This is a genomic window from Sedimentisphaera salicampi, assembly GCF_002117005.1.
GTDB lineage: Bacteria > Planctomycetota > Phycisphaerae > Sedimentisphaerales > Sedimentisphaeraceae > Sedimentisphaera > Sedimentisphaera salicampi.
This window is the reverse complement of record NZ_CP021023.1, coordinates 1,992,016-2,009,826: the sequence shown is the minus strand read 5'-3', so window position 1 is coordinate 2,009,826 and position 17,811 is coordinate 1,992,016. Positions and strand designations below refer to the sequence as shown.

General features: G+C 48.2%; 11 protein-coding genes. 4 read left to right on the top strand and 7 right to left on the bottom strand.

The features are described from left to right. Nucleotides 1-61 precede the first annotated feature (61 nt). Both STSP1_RS07575 and STSP1_RS07570 read right to left on the bottom strand, forming a co-directional pair. Nucleotides 62-355, bottom strand: a complete 294-nt coding sequence (locus STSP1_RS07575; RefSeq protein WP_226997470.1) for a hypothetical protein — start codon at nt 353-355, stop codon at nt 62-64. Nucleotides 356-479: 124 nt separating this feature from the next. Beyond that, complete coding sequence (locus STSP1_RS07570) at nt 480-1,652, bottom strand: AraC family transcriptional regulator (RefSeq protein WP_085755777.1); 1,173 nt, start codon at nt 1,650-1,652, stop codon at nt 480-482. A gap of 234 nt (nt 1,653-1,886) precedes the next feature. Here STSP1_RS07570 and STSP1_RS07565 point away from each other — a divergent pair, with 234 nt between their 5' ends. Then, nucleotides 1,887-3,401 (top strand): L-fucose/L-arabinose isomerase family protein, encoded by a 1,515-nt coding sequence (locus tag STSP1_RS07565; RefSeq protein ID WP_085756681.1) that lies wholly within the window; start codon nt 1,887-1,889, stop codon nt 3,399-3,401. Between the two features lie 101 nt (nt 3,402-3,502). Here the strand turns inward: STSP1_RS07565 and STSP1_RS07560 are convergent, their stop codons facing one another. From STSP1_RS07560 to STSP1_RS07540, 5 genes are all read right to left on the bottom strand, one after another. Beyond that, a complete protein-coding gene (locus STSP1_RS07560) occupies nt 3,503-4,969 on the bottom strand; it encodes an arylsulfatase (RefSeq protein ID WP_085755776.1) in 1,467 nt (488 codons plus the stop codon). 65 nt (nt 4,970-5,034) lie between these two features. After that, nucleotides 5,035-6,672 (bottom strand): sulfatase family protein, encoded by a 1,638-nt coding sequence (locus STSP1_RS07555; RefSeq protein ID WP_085755775.1) that lies wholly within the window; start codon nt 6,670-6,672, stop codon nt 5,035-5,037. Between the two features lie 46 nt (nt 6,673-6,718). After that, complete coding sequence (locus STSP1_RS07550; protein WP_161491670.1) at nt 6,719-9,283, bottom strand: LamG-like jellyroll fold domain-containing protein; 2,565 nt, start codon at nt 9,281-9,283, stop codon at nt 6,719-6,721. Between the two features lie 81 nt (nt 9,284-9,364). Continuing rightward, on the bottom strand, nt 9,365-11,467 hold the full coding sequence (locus STSP1_RS07545) for a LamG-like jellyroll fold domain-containing protein (protein WP_085755773.1): 2,103 nt from the start codon (nt 11,465-11,467) through the stop codon (nt 9,365-9,367). A 44-nt stretch (nt 11,468-11,511) separates the two neighbouring features. Next, on the bottom strand, nt 11,512-13,689 hold the full coding sequence (locus STSP1_RS07540) for a LamG-like jellyroll fold domain-containing protein (RefSeq protein ID WP_085755772.1): 2,178 nt from the start codon (nt 13,687-13,689) through the stop codon (nt 11,512-11,514). Between the two features lie 312 nt (nt 13,690-14,001). Here STSP1_RS07540 and STSP1_RS07535 point away from each other — a divergent pair, with 312 nt between their 5' ends. The 3 genes from STSP1_RS07535 (at nt 14,002) to STSP1_RS07525 (ending at nt 17,810) form a co-directional block, all read left to right on the top strand. After that, entirely contained in the window at nt 14,002-15,066 is a 1,065-nt protein-coding gene (locus STSP1_RS07535) for a LacI family DNA-binding transcriptional regulator (protein ID WP_085755771.1), read from the top strand. A 142-nt stretch (nt 15,067-15,208) separates the two neighbouring features. Further along, nucleotides 15,209-16,156, top strand: coding sequence for a dihydrodipicolinate synthase family protein (locus STSP1_RS07530; RefSeq protein WP_085755770.1), 948 nt, complete (start codon nt 15,209-15,211; stop codon nt 16,154-16,156). Between the two features lie 67 nt (nt 16,157-16,223). Next, nucleotides 16,224-17,810 carry a sodium:solute symporter family protein gene (locus STSP1_RS07525; RefSeq protein WP_085755769.1) on the top strand — a complete coding sequence of 529 codons (1,587 nt, stop codon included), beginning with the start codon at nt 16,224-16,226 and terminating at the stop codon, nt 17,808-17,810. The last annotated feature ends 1 nt before the right edge of the window (nt 17,811 follow it).

The window sequence follows — 17,811 nt, the reverse complement described above, 5'->3', positions numbered from 1 at the left end:
CATAGAATTATTGCCGCTCAATGAGAGCTGAAGAATTTTTAGTTCCTGTTGAGCGGTTTTTTTATAACTGGGCTTTTTTGTCGTGCCGGTGGTGGTTGATCAGCCAGAGCATCGAATCTGCACCCACCATCAGCAGGTTCAGGCAGTATGCGTAGAATGCGATGCTGTAGGTGTCTGTGATTACCTTTCGGGATACGCCGAGTATATAGCCGGCGAATATCACCAGCAAAAACACGAAGCTCTTGCCTTTGGAGGTCTTGGAGGTGATGGATTTGTGTATTGATATCGGCCATGCCGCCCCGAAACAAACCACCATCCCCGCCTCAAGAAGCTCTATGAAGAACGGATTTTCCATTACTGCCCCGCTTGAAATTTAGACTTAGTGAAACTCATTTTCTGCTGCAAATTCAGTCCGCTAATATAGCGAAGAGCTTACATTTTGCAACTTCGAGCAAATTGCCGGCTTGCGTTTTTTATAATCAGTCAAAGCTGCGGGTGCTGAATCTTTTTCGATAGGCAAGCGGAGATATGCCGGTATAGCTTTTGAAATACCTTCCAATATGCTCAATGCTTGAAAAATTGAAACAAAGAGCAATCTGATAAACCGGCAGGTCTGTGCTGAGAAGCATTTGCGAGATCTCCTTGATCCGCACGCGCTTAATCTCCTCATAGACGCTCCTGCCAAGATACTTGTGAAACCTGCTGTAAAGAGCCCTTGGAGACAAAGCAGCCTCCCTTGCCACATCACTAACCTGAATCGGCTCTCTTGCGTTTTTATGGATAAACTGCACCGCCGCAGCCACCTGCTCATCTTCAAGGGCGAAAATATCGGCAGAACGCCGTCTTTCTATATGCGTAGGCCGCACAGTTACCGTATGATTCGCTGCTTCCTGCCCGCTCATCATCCTGTCAAGCAGCGCTGCAGCCTTGAAGCCGGCCTTCCTTGCATCCAGAGCAATGCTCGAGAGATGGGGATTTGAGAGGGTGCAGAGCAGGGAATCATTATCAACGCCCAAAACAGCAACCTCCTCAGGAATATTTATGCCTGTGATATTGCAGGAGGTAATCACCTGATTTGCGCGGTCGTCGTTGCAGGCCATAACAGCAGCCGGCTTGGGAAGAGAGCTTACCCACTGAGCTAAGCTTGCAAGCTCCTGGCCGCCTGAGTTTTGTTCTGCTCTTTTGGGGCTTGAGTACACATTTACTCTGCATCCGGCCTTCTCAACAGTATGTTTGAAGAATCGCTGCCTCTGGACAGACCAGTACATATCATCAAAACCGCAGTAGCCGAAGTTTTTGAACCCGCGTGCGAGCAAATCCTCCGCTGCCATCTTGCCCACGGCCTCATAATCGCTGACAATATTCGGCACCTCCGGCATAAGATTATTGTCATCGCAGGCCACAGCCGGAAGCCCAAGGCTCCTCGCCGCCTGCGCCATCTTCGGCCCGGAAGCTCGAACAATCACTCCATGAGCATTGAGAGATTTTATATGCTCAGGCAGATAATCGCTCTGCCCGGCTCTGTAGAAGGGGATAAGGGATTCCCTGTAAAATGCCCACGGGCCGTTTATTCTGGAATATTCAGACAACCCATCCAGAAGCTGGCGTGCATAAGTGCTAAGACCTTCTGTGAGCAGTATTACTTTTTTCATTTTGTTTTTCTTCAGGCTTTCATTCACTGCTGAGTAGTTTAAGCGAAGCTTGAAGCAAGTAAATCTTATTTTCCGAAAATGGTTATTTTTTTGAAGTAAATTGGCATTCACCGGAGTGTGGAAATCTAATATAATTTGTTGAAAGCGTAAATATGTTCACATAAAAGCAGCTTTATAATCAAAAGCTTTCTTTTGGTGCTTAAGCTGGAAGAATTAACTGAAAGGAAAAACAATATGAGCAAAACCGTGGATATTTACCTGCCTTTGGATGCACGCCCAATCTGCAATCAAACCGTATGGCCTGTAGCTGAGAAACAGATCAGCCACCTTTGCGAGGTAATCAGGGATGCCGGCTGGGAGCCGAATGTTCTCAATCCGGAAGGCTTCGCTTCGAGCGTTTACGAAGGCATGCAAACCATCGAGAAATCCAGCGCAGAGAGGCTTATAGTTTTTTTCGCCGGCTGGACATATCCTGACTTCGTGGTATCCCCGCTCTGGCAGACACCTGAAAACTGCAAGAAGCTTCTGCTGGGAAGCCTTATACCGGATTTCCCCGGGGCAGTTGGGCTTATGGCAGCGGCTGCCGGCTGCTCGCAGGTGGGGATGGAAACAAGCAGATGCTTCGTTGAGGATTTTGAGCAGCACGATGCGTACTCCGAGGCAGTTAGTACATTCCTTGAAACTGGCAGATACGACTACCCCGAGCAAAAGAGCGTTGAAATCCCCGTATCACAGGAAAGCAGGGAAAAGGCGAAGCTCGTGAGAGAGCAGCTTTCAGGTATGATCTACGGAGCAGTCGGGCCGCGTTCGATGGAGATGTGGAACAAGATCTCTGATGCTGATTTCCTGCAGTATTTCGGGATTGCCCGGCTCGGTTTCGACGGCCTCCGGCTTGCCAAAATGGCGGAGAAAATCGATGACGCCAAAGCCGAAAAGGCAATGCAGTTTCTTATGGACAAAGGGATGGAATTCAAGCTGGGAAGCGATCCGGAGAAGGTTCTCACGAAGGATATGGTGATATTCCAGATGAAAGTTTATTACGCCCTTCTGGAGCTGAAGGAAGAATTCGGGCTTGATTTTATCGGAGTGCAGGACCAGCTCGACTGGATACAGCACTACCCCGCAACCGACCTTACGCTCGGAATCCTCAACAACAAACTCCGCCCCGACAGCGACGGAAACACCTTCGTTTCAGCCACAGAGGCAGACGACGGAGCCGCTGTTACAATGCAGGTGCTCAAGCTGCTCTCCGGCGGGGAGCCTGTGGGCTTCAACGACCTTCGCTACTGGGACAGCAAGGAAGGGCTGTACTGGTTTGTAAATTCAGGCGCATTAGCCCCCTATTTCGCACACGGGAGCCACGAATCTCTGGAAGGGGCTTGGAGCGAGCGCCAGACGCCGATGTATTTCAAGGCAGGCGGAGGAACATGCTCAGCGGCTGTGAAGAAGCCGGGCGTTGCAACTTGGGCAAGATTCAGCTACCGGAACAACAAGATGTATCTCTGCGCAGGAAGAGGCGTTACCGATGTGCCTACTGAAGAGCAGTGGCTTGAGCGTACGGAAAGATGCAACAGAGACTGGCCGCAGTGGTATTTAAGGCTTTGCTCGAAAATAGAGCAGAACCTAAACAGCAACCATCCAATGGTGGTGTTCGGGGATTATTTAGCTGATCTCAAAGCCCTCGCAGAACAGATGGATATCCCGTTTGAGTGCTACGATTACTGCACTCCCTCCGAGATCAAATCTTAAAAAGCGAAACTGCTAAAAAGCAAAGGCATTCTGAAACAAGTTCACAACTTCAGAATGCCTTTTTAATTTGACCAACTTTCTTTTTCAGTCTGCCTCGCAGGCTAAAATTCCCTGTTTGGATAATTTTCAGTGCCCTTGCGGGCTTTATCAATCAAAGCTCTGATTTTTTGAACAATCTCAGGATGATGTTTTGCTATATTATTATTTTCACCCTTATCTTTTTTGAGGTTATACAATTCCGGCGGCCTGCCGGTCTGAAAAACCCCTTTCCATTCCCCAGTTCGCAACGCGGCTTTATAGGTTTTTCGTACATGGCCGTAATCCCAAAACAGATAATCATGTTCTTTTTGCTCCTTCCCCTTCAAAACAGGCAAAAAGGAAATCCCGTCTATATTCTTCGGCGGCTTTAATCCTGCTGTTTCAGCTAAAGTAGGCAGCACATCCCAAAATGCTATTATGTGTTCGCTCTTAGTACCCGGTTTTATCACGCCCGGCCACTTTGCTATAAAAGGTACTCGAATACCGCCCTCATAGAGATCTCTTTTTTTACCTCGGAAAGGACCAGCACTGTTAAAAAAGTCCGTTGGTGCGCCACCGTATGGGCCGTTATCGCTGGTAAATATTACTAACGTGTTAGACTCAAGACCATACTTTTTGAGCTTGCCAATTATCTTGCCAACGTCTCCATCCATTCGCGTAATCATTGCCGCATAATTTTTCTGGATTTGCGTCCAGTCTTTTTCGCTATACGGCTTATCATCGGGCACGATGAAATGTTCGGGGGTTCCGGCGGGATAATCTGAAAAATGGGGAATAGTATAAGGAAGATAAAGGAAAAACGGACTTTTATGATTCTTGTCAATAAACTGAAGAGCTTTTTTGGTGAAAAGGTCGTGGGTGTAGAATCTATTCTCTCCGCCTCTGTTGCCGACCATTTTCCCTACTTCATTAACAATTTCCATTTCTTGAAGCAGCTTAACCTTATCATTCTCCCAAAGGTAGTCTGGGTAGTAAAAGTGCGCCTGGTCCTGATTCTTATGTCCGTAAAAATAATCAAATCCCTGACGCTCTGGCACGCCCCATGAACCGGGATTGCCCACTCCCCATTTACCGATGCATCCGGTATAATATCCAGCCCGCTGCAATACTTCTGCTGCGGTAACATCATCCGGACGTAGAAATACGCCATGCGGGAGATTGTCCCTGATGCGGTTATGACCGTTATGGAATCCCGTTAAAAGGCTGGAGCGTGAAGGTGCACATACACTTGAACCTGCATAAGCCTGAGTGAAACGCATTCCTTCAGATGCAAGCCTGTCAATGTTAGGCGTTTTAATCTTTTCCTGACCATAACAGCCAAGTTCGCCGAAGCCCAGATCATCAGCCATAATAAAAACTATATTAGGCAGGCTGCCCTGATTGTTTCCAAAATAACTCTTCGAAGCTGCTTGAGCATAGCTGGAGAGCCCGCTTATTCCTGCACCTGCAAATGCTGCTCCAACAGCAGACCTGAGAAAAGTGCGACGATTTAACTCAGTTCTGTTTTTTAATGTTTTATTCTCTTCCATCTCATAAGCCTCATAAAAATTTTACTGCTAAGTGTTCTCTTTTTTTGAACTAACACTATTAGTCTCTATTTTTCCAGGCGGTTATCGAGCCTCTCCTTAGCCCCGGGCACATCCCCGCCGATCGGCGAGCCGAGCATAAGCTCCTGCCTTGTTTCCCAGCCTGCAAGCTTAGAGATCAGCCTGAGCTTTATCTCGATATGCTCAGGACTGTCCCAGAGGTTGTTTAGTTCGTGGGGGTCTTTGTGCATATCAAAGATCTGGCCTTCAAAGGGCTCTTCGCTCCCGCGCGGGTTGAGGTATGCAATAAGCTTGTATCTGGTTTCCCTTATCATCGTTATATGAATGGGCGGGTCTGGATACTGCCCGTCAACCATAATCCCCGTGTTGCGGAAAGTTGAAACGGCAAAATCACGCCACCTCTCCGCATTGCCGTTGGCGAGAGCTGCCAGATTGAGCGATTCGGGCATAGTGCTCTGAATCTTCTCGTTCATTATTCCTGCTGCGCTAAGCGAGGTGCAGGCGAGGTCTTGGAGCTGAGTGAGCTCTCTTACCCGCTTGCCCGAGGGCATCTTACTCGGCCAGCGCATTATCAGCGGAACGCGAATGCTCTGTTCGTAGAGGAAAGCGCCTTTGGCAAGGAGCTGGTGGTCTCCGAGCATATCTCCGCCGTCTGATGTTACCACAACAAGCGTGTTGTCGGCTATGCCCTTCTCATCGAGGGCATCCAGCACCCTGCCAACCTGCTCATCAAAGAAAGCGATCGTTGCAAGGTAGTTCTTTTTCATTTCGCGCAGCTCTTCAAGGCTGAAATTATCAATACTGCCAAGATGTGATCTGTTTCGTTCATAGGCTATTGGGCTGGGCTCATCTGAGCTTTTTTTGAGGATCGGATCTTCTATTTTATCCTCGTCGATAAGCTCTGCCATTTCCGGCGGATATCCTTCATAGGGGTTGTGCGGATCAAACACGCTCATTATCCCGAAAAACGGATTTCCCTCTTTGTAATCGTTTATCAGGTCGATCGTATTATCCGCTGCCCATTTTGTCATATGCAGCTCACGGGGGATGCGGCTTATGCTCCTGCCCTTTTTCCTGAGCTTCTCTGCGAAAGCGGGGTCTTTCTCTCTGAGCCATTTGGTGTATGCATTCAGCGGGCTGTCCTGATGGATATACGGTTCAATACACCATTTGTAGATCTCGAAGCCGTCGTTGGGGTGTCTTTCTTTGGCCTCCTTGAGCCTGCCTGAGGTGTGCATCTTGCCGAACATCGCTGTTTTGTAGCCGGCTCTGCGAAGGTATTCAGGGAACATAATCTCATCCTCGGGCAGATTGTCGTACAGGCGGTAGAGCCCGTGCCCGGGTACTGTTTTGCCCGTTAGCATACTCGCCCTGCTTGGCGTGCATATCGGATTGCTCACATAGCAGCGTTCAAACAGCGTGCCCTCCTCAGCAAGCCTGTCTATATTCGGCGTGTGGGCGGCCTTGTCGCCCATGCAGCCCAGCGCATCAAAACGCTGCTGGTCTGTCATCATAATGATGATGTTCGGCATTTCTTTGGGCTTGAGGCTTTTGCTGATGCTGATGCCCGAATAGTCTGAGCCTGCCTTCGATTTGAAAGAACCTAAAACTGCCGTCCCTGCGGCGGCATACAAAAAGCTTCTGCGGTCGAAATTTGCGTCTGATTTTTTGTTTGACTGTTTCATTTTTAAGCCTTCATATTTCCAATTTTGTTCATAAAAAGTGTTAAAGCTACCTTGTTCTGCCTAAAACTATTAAGCCAGAGTGCGTGAGCTCGTCATTTTCTGAAAAGCCGGAGAAATGGGCAAAGCTTTGATAAGCCGAATCAATTACGCCGCTCCAGAATCCACTCTGCCGCTGAAGATTCAGTTTCATCAAACTTGCAGCGGTGCAGGCTTGTTTGTCGATGGTGAGTTTGGCCGGTTCAGAGCGAACCTGTCCTGCGGAGTTTTCCGCAACGCAGTAATACTCGCCTTCATCTTCATTCGAGATTGATTCTATTGTAAGCTGGGAGCTGCCGGAGCCTGATTCTAAAGAAAATCGCCCGCCGGCTGAGATTTTTAAATCACTGCCGTTAGAGTTTTTCTTATACCACGTAAAAGAATCGGCGCCGTTGTTTACAGTAATCTCGAAAGAAATATCTCTGCCTGCCGGGGTTTGAAGGGAATCTTCCGGCTGAGATTTTATGTACGGCCGGTGAGGCCCGCGGAAATCTTCGAATCTGTGGAACGTAATAAAATTCGAGTTGTGCTGGTTGTCCGCGCCGCCGAGGCCGTCGTCATAGGCAGTTCTGGAAGCGGCCACGATATCATCGCCTTCAAATCGCCAGTCGAGATACTGGAATCCGTGATTGCTCACATCTTCGTGATACAAAACAACCTTGTGCTCTGTCCATTCACGCAGATTCTCTGAAGACATAAGCACCTGAGCATTTCGTGTACGCTCCACGTTCCCGCCCTCATGCTGCGGAAGCACCGCGTTGGAAAGTGTCCAGCAGCGGTTTGTAACAGGGTCTCGGCGGATTGTGAATTTTTTGCACCCGCCCGGGAAGGTGATAAAATCATTTTCGGGATCGAATGAGGCAGTCTCTCCGTCTTCTGATACACGGATAATCGCCGCCTTCTCGGGAACGTCTCGATAATCCACCCTCAGGATATTCACGACCTGCCCGTCCGGCGTGAGCACGGCATTGCCTTCGAGAAATCCGCCGAATTCGCCGCCGAGCCAGTTTTCGTTGTAGGCGATTCTGTTTGTGGCTGTCCAGCTTGAGGCCTTGAGCAGATTCGAATCTAAGGGTGCGCTCATAACAAACGCCCTGAAACGCTCACCCCATTTTGTTCCGTTCTGCCCGTCTTCCATTGCCCGCCAGATTCTGCCGTTGCTCACAACCATCGGCACTGCGGCTGTATGGTACTGGGAATCGGGCAGAATTATCCCGCTGTTTTCATCCTGCGGCGTTGTCCAAGTGCGGCCGCCGTCGGAAGATTTTCTGATAACGCATTGCCCATATCTTTTGCTTGCTCCCATTTGATACAGCTCCGAATTATGCAGGAAAAGGTTAGACCAGAACATCCCTTTGTATCTGTTTACGAGCTTCCAATTTTTTCCTTTATCGCTTGAGATGTATATAAGGCTTGTATCGAATGTAGAACCCGGGCCGAATTCGCAAAACTTCACAACATACTCGCCGCTGGGAAGGATTGCAATTGCCGGGGAGCCGATATATATACCGCTTGATTTAGGCGAATGAGCAATCACCTGCCCGGGGATATCGAGCGGCTCTGTGCGGAAGCTGCTTATGCGCCCCTGCACCGCTTCGCCGCCTGAAGTCTCTGCATCAATGCGCCAGTAATAAGTAGTGTTGAATTCAAGGCCTTCAGGGCTGTATGTTCTCTCCTGCCCTGCGGGGATAGTGTCTGCTAAAGCCTCATCGCTTGATAAATCCGAAACAGCTTGAAAATCCTCGCTGAAATACACTCTGTATTCCATCACATCAACTCCTTTGGGAGCCTCCCAGCTCAGAGCTGCTGCTGAAGGGTCTGCAAACTGAAAACCGTTTTCAGGAGTGGAGTATTCAATCTGCTGAGGGCTTCCAAAAAGCGCCTCGTCGTACACCTTCACATCAGAAACCATACCTTCATAATTTCCTGCCCAAGACCGCTGCCTGCCAATCATCCAGAAGGTGTTTTGATCGAAGATGATTCCCTTTTCTTCAGACCACGCCTCCAATCTTTCGTCTATTTTGAGGTAGAAATTCTCGCCGCTTCTCGCAGCGGAAACTTTGTGCCATTGGCCGTCGTCAACATTGCTTACAGAGCTCAGGGCTGAGCTGAAGCCGTCTGCCCAGAAAGAGGCCTTGCCGTTTTGAATATAAAGAGATGCCCTGCCGGGCTGATTACTGCTGTTGCTGAAGATATGTCCTTGAGAGGTGTGCGGGGATGAAGTTTTGATCCAAACTTCAAGCGTAAAATCGCCCGTCTCGGGCAGTGCGCCGTAAACCTGCGTTGCCACTCCGCCGATTGAAGGATCGGTTTGGAAATCATATGCCAGATCATTGCTTCCCGGTGCTCCTTTATTGCCTATCAAACCCGCTCCGGACTGACCTATATCGCTGAATTCTGCAAAACCGAAGAGCCTTCCTGCTGTTTTGCTTATATCTTCTTCAGTTCCGCTCCATTTTCCCCCGTCGTAATTGAGCGAGGCTTCATCGAGGCTCCAGTGGCGGAGGAGCTGCGCTGAAAACATAGGAGAGCTGATAAAGAGAAATGCTGTGAGAAGAAAAAAATATCTTTTCATATTGTTCCTTAAGTTCGTATCAACAAAAACCGGCGGCAAGGGAGCTAAAATCTTACCGCCGGCAGGAAACATTAGATTATATCAATCCAAACAGCTCGGTACAAGACCGCAATCAAGCCACTGCGCTGCGTATTCTGTGAAATCTTCAAAATTCACGATACAGTCTCCGTTCACATCAAACTGCGAAGAAGGCCTTTGAGATTCAAGGCAGATGCTTTCGCCTGTGATGCCGGTATATTCAAGAGCAATATCGAGCTCGGAGAGTGCGTAGTTGTAAATCTTTACATCATCAATATCACCTGGGAAGGTGTCGGCAAAGTGTTTGCCGATCCATATCTTAGCAGATTCTGCTGTACCCCAGTTCCAGCCGCTGTCTTGGCCGGCAAGAATGCCGTTTAGATAAACTTTGCCTGTGCCGCTTCCATCAACAACTGCTGCGATATGAGTCCACTCATCTTTCGGCGCAGCATCTGGGCCTACCCATATATCGCCGCCGTTGTAGGTGGAGAATCGAATCCAGCCTGTACCTGCGTGTCCGCCGTCTCCAGAACGTATCATAAGCATCCAGCGCCGCCCAGATTCATCTGCTTTTGTAACGATTCCGTTTCCGCCGCCTGTCCAGATTGTTCCTTCTGCGCGAACCCAAGCACTGATTGTGATCTGATCGGAATAGCGGGATGGATCGAATGTCCCGGCATCTGCATAGCTGTTCACTGAATCCACGCTCACCGCATCGCCCTGAATACCTGTGCTTACAAAAGCGGGCGTTCCGTTGGGGTCTGCATTGTGCATTACAGGGTCTTCAGTGCTCATATCGAGGTAGTAAGTGCTGTCGAAGTCTTCCTCGTCCATTGTCCAGTAGGCAAGCTGACGTTTAACAGCAAGCCTTGCAGGCGACGTATAAACCGGAGTTCCGCTGCTGTTGTTCAGTTCGCAGTAGTAGAAGCCTTCATCATCAATCTGAGCTGATGATACAGTGAGTACTGCTGAATTCCCGCCTACCTGAACATCATCAGCGAAGGTATCGTTTGCGAAGTCATCGGATTTATACCAAGCATAGCTCATTGGAGACTCACTTTCTGCAGCCGCTTCAAACACGCCGTCATCGCCTTCGGCATCAAGAAGCACGTCTTCCGGCTGCTGAGTTATTACAGGCACAGAAGACTGCGCGGTGAAAGTCCAAGTTCCGCCCACAATATTGTTCGGATCTCCGGCAGGATAAAGAACGCCGGGGCTCTGCTCCACTGCCTCATCAACCCTCCAGTAATACGTTTCATCGAGCTGGAGATTGAGCTCTTCTCCTGCCTGATCGCCGTAGGTGGTATCGCCGAGATCGAGAGTGGCAATATGCTGGAGCTCAGAGCTTGAAGGGTCTGAGAAATTGCCCAGCAGGTAATACTTCTTCACATCCGGGTTGGGCTGAGAAATATCAGATGGATCAACGCCTTCCTTCCATTCAAGAGAAGCGTTTAAGTCAACGTTTTCCGCACCTACTGAAGGTGAAGGATTAGAAGCGGGGTAATAAATTTCATCGTAGCCGGTGTCATAAACCTTCACATCAGCAATAAGCCCGTTAAATAAAGATGTGCCGTCTGGTCTCTGGGCAATTCGCCAGTTTGTTGTCTGGTCTATGCTTACTGATGCGTTTTCGTAAGTATCCTCTACCACTCTGTCAACAAGCATATAAAACATACTGCCTATACGTGAAACGCTCACTTCGTGCCACTGCCCGTCGCTTACGTTAGTAGTGGAGGTTATCACACCTGAGGTGAAGCCTTCAGCCCAGAAAGTTGAATTGCCGCTTTGCAAACCCAATGCGCAGCGTCCCGGATTTGGCCATATATTATTGCTTACTAACTGCGCCTGCGAAGTGTGGGGATCGCTTGTTTTAATCCAAGCGGTTATCGTGAAATCCCCCTGAGCAGGCACAAGCTCAGCGATTCCGGTTTGAACTCCGCTTGCTGTCCCTTCAAAGCTGTATGCCCAGTCGTTGGTGCCTGTTGGGCCTTGCTCTGCCCTGAAAACCGGCGAACCAATAATTGAACCGTTTGGGTAATCGGAGGCGATTTCATAGGCGGGGCCGGCCTGTTCATCCAAAGGCCACCAAGCCGTTAATTCCGCCTGCGAAGCACCTGCAAAAATCCCGCATGCAAATATTATTAATGTTAAAACCGTTTTATTCATAATATCAAACCTCTATAATTGTTTAGTTTTGTTAATCTAACATCTTAGTACAAATAGCATTCCGGTACTAATGCGCAGTCGAGCCAGTTTTCAGAAAGCTCGAGGAGGTCCCACATATCCACAACGCAGTCGGGCTCGCCCGCCTCGCCTGAGATATCTAATGCAGGCCTTTCAACGCATATTTCTCCGCCTGCCATCGATGTATAGTCTTGTGCAACTTCAACAGGATCTTTGGCATAGTTATAGATTTTAACATCATCCAGTGCTGCATTCAGAGCAAAACCGTTTATTGCATCATTAAACTGTGAAGCGCCGATCAGTATTGGCGCATCGTTGAATACCATCTGCGTATGGTCGTATGGCTGGGTATCTTCAAGCACACCGTCAACATAAATTCTGTAATGACCGTTCGCCGAATCAAGCACGCCAACTACCTGATGCCACTGCTCATCCTGAAGGTCAGTTGAGCCGATAGCAAAAGGCCCGTAGCGGTGGTAGTTCGCAGCATCCCTTGCAATAAAGCGGGCATTGCCTGCTGAACCGGTACGATTGAGCATCCATCCGGAAATGAATTCGTGCTTTGCAACAAACGGGCAGTTCGGATTCATAATGCCGCCCTTAACCCATACCGAAACAGTGAGGCTGTCGAGCACATTGAATATCGAATCGTGCGGAATCTGCACATAATATTGCTCGTCAGGATAAAAAGCCTGTCCGTCGAAGCCATCTACCCATTGCGGATTACTTCCGCCTTCTACAGCTTGAACAGTACCGTTGTTGCCGTTGCCGCTGGAATCAGCCGCTGTGCCGTCTAATTTCCAGTGCCCTATAAGTGCTTTAACCCTGAGTTCTGCAGCTGTTGTGGGCTCTGACTGGCCTCCGTCGTTTACTGCCTCAAAGTAGTAGAAGCCGCCGTCAGCTTCGTCTGCGTCTGCTATTTCGAGCGTGCTGGAGGTTTGAGTGTTTGTGATTGTGATATCAGAATCAGAATCGTCAACCAGCGTATCCGGATCGCCCTGTTTATACCAGTTCCACTGGTTTACTGGGCCGAGCGAATCGATCTCAACTGAGAATGCTGCTGTTTCTCCCGGGTCAACCATTTGATCTGAAGGATCTGTTAAAAGAGGAACAGAGGCGAGCGTTTCAAATCTCCACTTCAACCCATCAATGTTGTTTTCGCTGCCGGCAGGATATGTCCCGCCTGCGCCGTCATCAAGCCCTTCCTCAACCTTCCAGTAATAATGGCCGTCGTAATCGAGGCTCAATGTTTTAGTCTGAAGAGTGTCTTTATCGCCTGTAACCGGTATCGTGTCAAACAGATAAAGATTCGGGTCTGAGGAGGTGTTCTGATTGTCGCTGAGATACAGATAATGCACGTTTACATCGGGGTTCACAGCATCCGGGTTTTCAGGGTCTCTGGCTGTTTGCCAGCTCAGCTGTACATCCAGTCCGCCATTATTGGGAGTACCCACTTCAATCTGTTCAGCGGCAGGAGCTGGATTCCAAGCACCGGTTGAAACCTGCGTATAGTTTGTATCGTAAACCTTCACGTCAGATACCATTCCTTCGTAATCGCCGCCCCAGCTTCGCTGACGCCCCATCATCCAGAATGTGCTCTGATCAATGCTCACGCCCGGGAAATCGCCGGTATCCTGAAGGGTGCCGTCGAGGAAGAGATAAAAGGTTGAACCTTTTCTTGAGAAAGTTGCCTCGTGCCAGTTGCCGTCGTCCACGGCCTCTTCGCTTGAAAGCGTGCTGGAGAATCCGTCTGCCCACAAACCAAGCATACTGTTGTGAATGAAAAGATTGCACCTTCCGGCCTGGCCGCTGTTGTTGCTGAAGATATGCCCCTGTGAGGCGTGGGGCAGAGATGTCTTAAACCAGATAACAGCAGTAAAATCGCTTGTGGCAGGCAGTGCGCCGTAAACCTGAGTAGCAACTCCCCCGATTCCGCCGTCGGTTTCCAAATCGTAGGCGTAATCGCTTCCTCCTTGAGGGCCTGGATTGCCGAGCAGCTTAATTCCGCTCTGAGTTACATCACTCTCGCTTGCATAGCCAAACATTTTCCCCTCGATGCCGGTAATAAGCTCTTTAGCACCAATCCATGTCCCGTCGTAATCCAGAGTGGTTTCATCAAGCGGCCAGTGATGCTTCAGCGAAGCACCTGATATACCGGCAAACAGCAAGATGAAACTGAAAGTAAAACAAAATTTCTTAACCATAACAAGCCTTTCAAAAAAAAGATTAAAAATATTTTAGATATTATCAGCAAGATGCTCAACTCGTCGCTGCAAGTTTGATTTTCACCAAACCCTGGTCAAAATTTAAATAATCTTACACAAAAACGTTTTTCCTGTCAAGAAAAAGATCAGCTAATCGCCGAAGCCAATCAACCTAAAAAAACGTTTTTTTTATTTTTTAGTAACACCTTTTTCAATATATCTGTATAATGCAGAATAAAGCCGAATGTTTTTCAGCGGAGAGGTTTCGCCGTTTTCGGCAGAAAAACTCAGTACAGCCTTAAAAGCATAATTATGACTAAAAACAAACAGGTAACAATAAGGCAGCTTTCCAAGGAGCTCGGGGTCTCGATATCAACGATTTCCTCAGTGCTTAACAACAGGCACGAGGAACGAAGGATATCGCCGGACACTGTGAAGAGGGTTAAAGAGGCTGCCCGCGAAATTGGCTACCTCCCGAATATCTCTGCGAGGATGCTTCGATCTTACAGCTCCAGCAAATATCCTATCACAATAGCTGTTCTAACATCTTTTCAGGCTCCTTTGCCGCTTATAAGCTCAGTTATAACTACTCTCCAGAAAGTGGGCAATGAAGACGAATACAAGGATATAAACTTCAACGTTACAGTAGATATGTTTGAGGCAGGCGAGCTCAAGAAGCTTCCGGGGCTTCTGGACGGAACAAGATTCAATGCCGCCTTAATCGCAAACACTATACCTACTGATGATGAATTTCTCTCCGAAAACGTAATCAGCTCTCCCGTAGTATTTATAGGACGTGACATCCCGCACTACTCCTCAGTTAAGACAGTTGCGCATATGACAGGCCGGCAGGCAGCGGACATCCTTTATTCCTCCGGCAGCAAAGATCCTGTAATACTTTATTCAAAGATTCTCACCCAAACCACAATAGCACGTATTGAAGGGTTCAGGGAAGATGCAGAGAGATTGAGCGGAAATAAGCCGATAGAATTAGTGGCGGAAGGCTTCACCGAAAAACATGGATACGAAGCGATGAAAAACTTTCTTGATTCCGGCGGGAAAATCGACGGGCTCTACACAATCACCGATTCGCTTGCAGTAGGCTCATATCTCGCTGTTAAGAAAAAAGGGCTGAAAATCCCGGAAGATATAACTGTTATAGGAACTGGTGATTCTTCCGTTTCTCCCTACATAGACCCTCCTCTAAGCACTTTCACAAGATCTCAGCACAATCTTCACGAAGAAGCAGTGAGGCTGCTTTTCAAACAAATCAAAGGCACTATTACAATGCCCACTCAGGTGGTCGTTCCTGTTATGCCTGTGCTGAGAGAATCCACCAGAAGAGGCAGCATCACAAACTTCGAAATGGGGATTTAACCCAAAAACTCTTAGATTCAAGCCATATTTTTTCTCTGATTAACAGAAAAAACGTTTTTCCTGTTGACCTTTTGCATTTGATTGTTTACAATCGTTTAACATAAAAACGTTTTAGCAAAATCAAGAAGAATCAGGAATTATTATGGTTTTAGAAAAAGACAAACAGTACAAGGGAATAATCCCGCCGCTGGTTACACCGCTGGAGTCTCATGAAAAGCTTGATACAGAAAAGCTGGGCAGACTCATAGAACACATAATCGCAGGCGGTGTGAGCGGTCTTTTTATTCTCGGAACAACCGGCGAGGCAGCGAGCCTCAGCCTGCGGATGAAAAAAGAGGTAATTCAGCGAAGCTGCAGAATTATAAACCAGCGGCTGCTGGTGCTTGCGGGGATCACAACTACATCAATTACAGACACGCTTGAGCTTGCGCGAGAGGCTGAAGAGAACGGAGCGGACGCTGTAGTTGTATGTGCGCCTTACTATTTCCCCATCACACAGAACGAGCTCTGTGAATACATCAAAGACCTTCACGAAAAAATAGAGCTGCCTATTTTTCTCTACAATATGCCCAGCTGCACTAAGACGGTTTTCGAGATTGAAACGCTCAGAAAACTCACAGAGCTGCCCGGTATAATCGGAGTGAAAGACAGCTCTGCGGACATGGATTATTTCCGCCGGGTTTTAGAGCTCAAGGCTGTCCGTCCGGACTGGTCTGTAATGATTGGGCCGGAAATGCTGCTTGATGAGGCTGTAGCTTCGGGGGCAAACGGCGGAATCACAGGCGGGGCGAATATTTACCCTAACCTTTTTGCAAGATTCTTCCAGTCTTTAGAAGCTAAAGATGCAGCTGCATCTGAATACTGTAAAAGTCTTGTAGCTCAAATGGCTGAAAACATTTATGAGCCAAGCTATATCTCAGGCCTTAAATATGCTCTATACGAGAAAAATCTGTGTCCGGATTTCATTGCCAGCCCTCTTCTGCCGGCAGATAAAATTCAAAGAGAGCGGATTAAGAAATTTCTTTCTGAAAACAATGAAGAGCTCAGCAGTATAGGCTGTGATTATTCTGCCATTGAGCAGAATAAATAGTTGCCTGCAAAGGGCTTCAAAGATTATAATGGCCTCAAAATTAATTTTAACAGGAGACCAATAGGCTATGAAAGTTGAAACGTATTTCACCGGCGCAGACTGGGTGATTCTCGCTCTCTATTTTGTGCTCACTATGGGAATCGGTTTCTACTTCTACCGAAAAAGCAGATCGGTGGAGGGTTTTACAGCAGCAAGCAGAGCTCTGCCCGGCTGGGCTTGCGGACTTTCAATATTCGCCACCTACTTGAGCAGCATAAGTTTTCTCGGGCTCCCGGGCAAATCGTTCGGCGGAAACTGGAACCCGTTTGTATTCAGCCTTTCGATTCCTGTGGCAACGTGGATTGCTGTGAAGTTTTTCCTGCCCTACTACAGAAGGACGGGGGAAGTCTCAGCGTATGCGCACCTTGAACACCGATTCGGAACGTGGGCGAGGATGTACGCAAGCTTCTTCTACGTGCTTACTCAGCTTGCACGTATGGGGGTTGTGATGTATCTGATGGCTTTGCCTCTGAGCGTGCTTCTTGGTAAAGATATAAGGCTTATCATCCTTGTTACAGGTCTCTCTGTTACGGTTTATTCATTCGTTGGCGGTATTGCAGCGATTATCTGGGCAGATGCGCTTCAGGCTATTGTTCTGATGGTTGGTGCGGTTGCCTGCTCGGCCATAATGCTTTTTAATATGCCCGAAGGTCCTGCACAGGTATTTGAGATAGCTGCGGCTAATGATAAATTCAGCCTCGGAAGCTTCGGGCCATCGCTCACCAACGCAACTTTCTGGGTTGTACTGGTTTATGGAGTGGTGATAAATCTTCAGAATTTCGGTATAGACCAAAGCTATATCCAGCGCTACATCGCCTCTAAAAACACGAAAGAAGCGAGAAAAAGCATCTGGCTCGGCGGCCTTCTTTATCTGCCGGTATCAGCGGTATTCTTCTTCATAGGAACTCAGCTTTATGCCTACTATCAAACTCACCCTGAGTATATGCAGGAAGTTAGATATACTGTAGCAGAGCAGCAGCTTTTAAGAGAAAACGTCTCTGAGAGCGACGCAGGGTTTAGAGAGATGCTTGATGAAAGGGCTGAGTCTGTTACTATTTCTGAAATGGGAGACAAGGTATTTCCGCACTTCATCGGCAAACAGCTCCCCGTAGGCGTAACGGGGCTTTTGATTGCCGCTATATTTGCAGCAGCGATGAGTACTGTATCAACGAGTTTGAACTCCTCTGCAACATTGATCGCAACGGACTGGTATCAGCGATTTATCAATAAAAAATCCACCGAGAAGCAGTCTATGCTTGCCATCTACACCGCAACAATCCTCTGGGGACTCTTGGGAACTGGAACAGCGCTTCTGCTGGTGAACATAACCAGCGCGCTTGATGCGTGGTGGACGCTGGCAGGTATATTCGGAGGCGGTATGCTCGGGCTCTTCCTGCTCGGGCTGATAAGCAGAAGGGCAAACAGCCCAATCGCTGCTGCGTCAGTGATAATGGGGCTGATAGTTATAGCATATATGACATTATCACCAAAGATTGGAGCGCTTCCGGATCACCTGAAAAGCCATCTGCATTCCTTCCTTATTCCCGTATTCGGAACGATGGTAATACTTGTATCAGGGCTGCTGATAAGCAGATTTGTAAAAAGAAAGGCTTAAA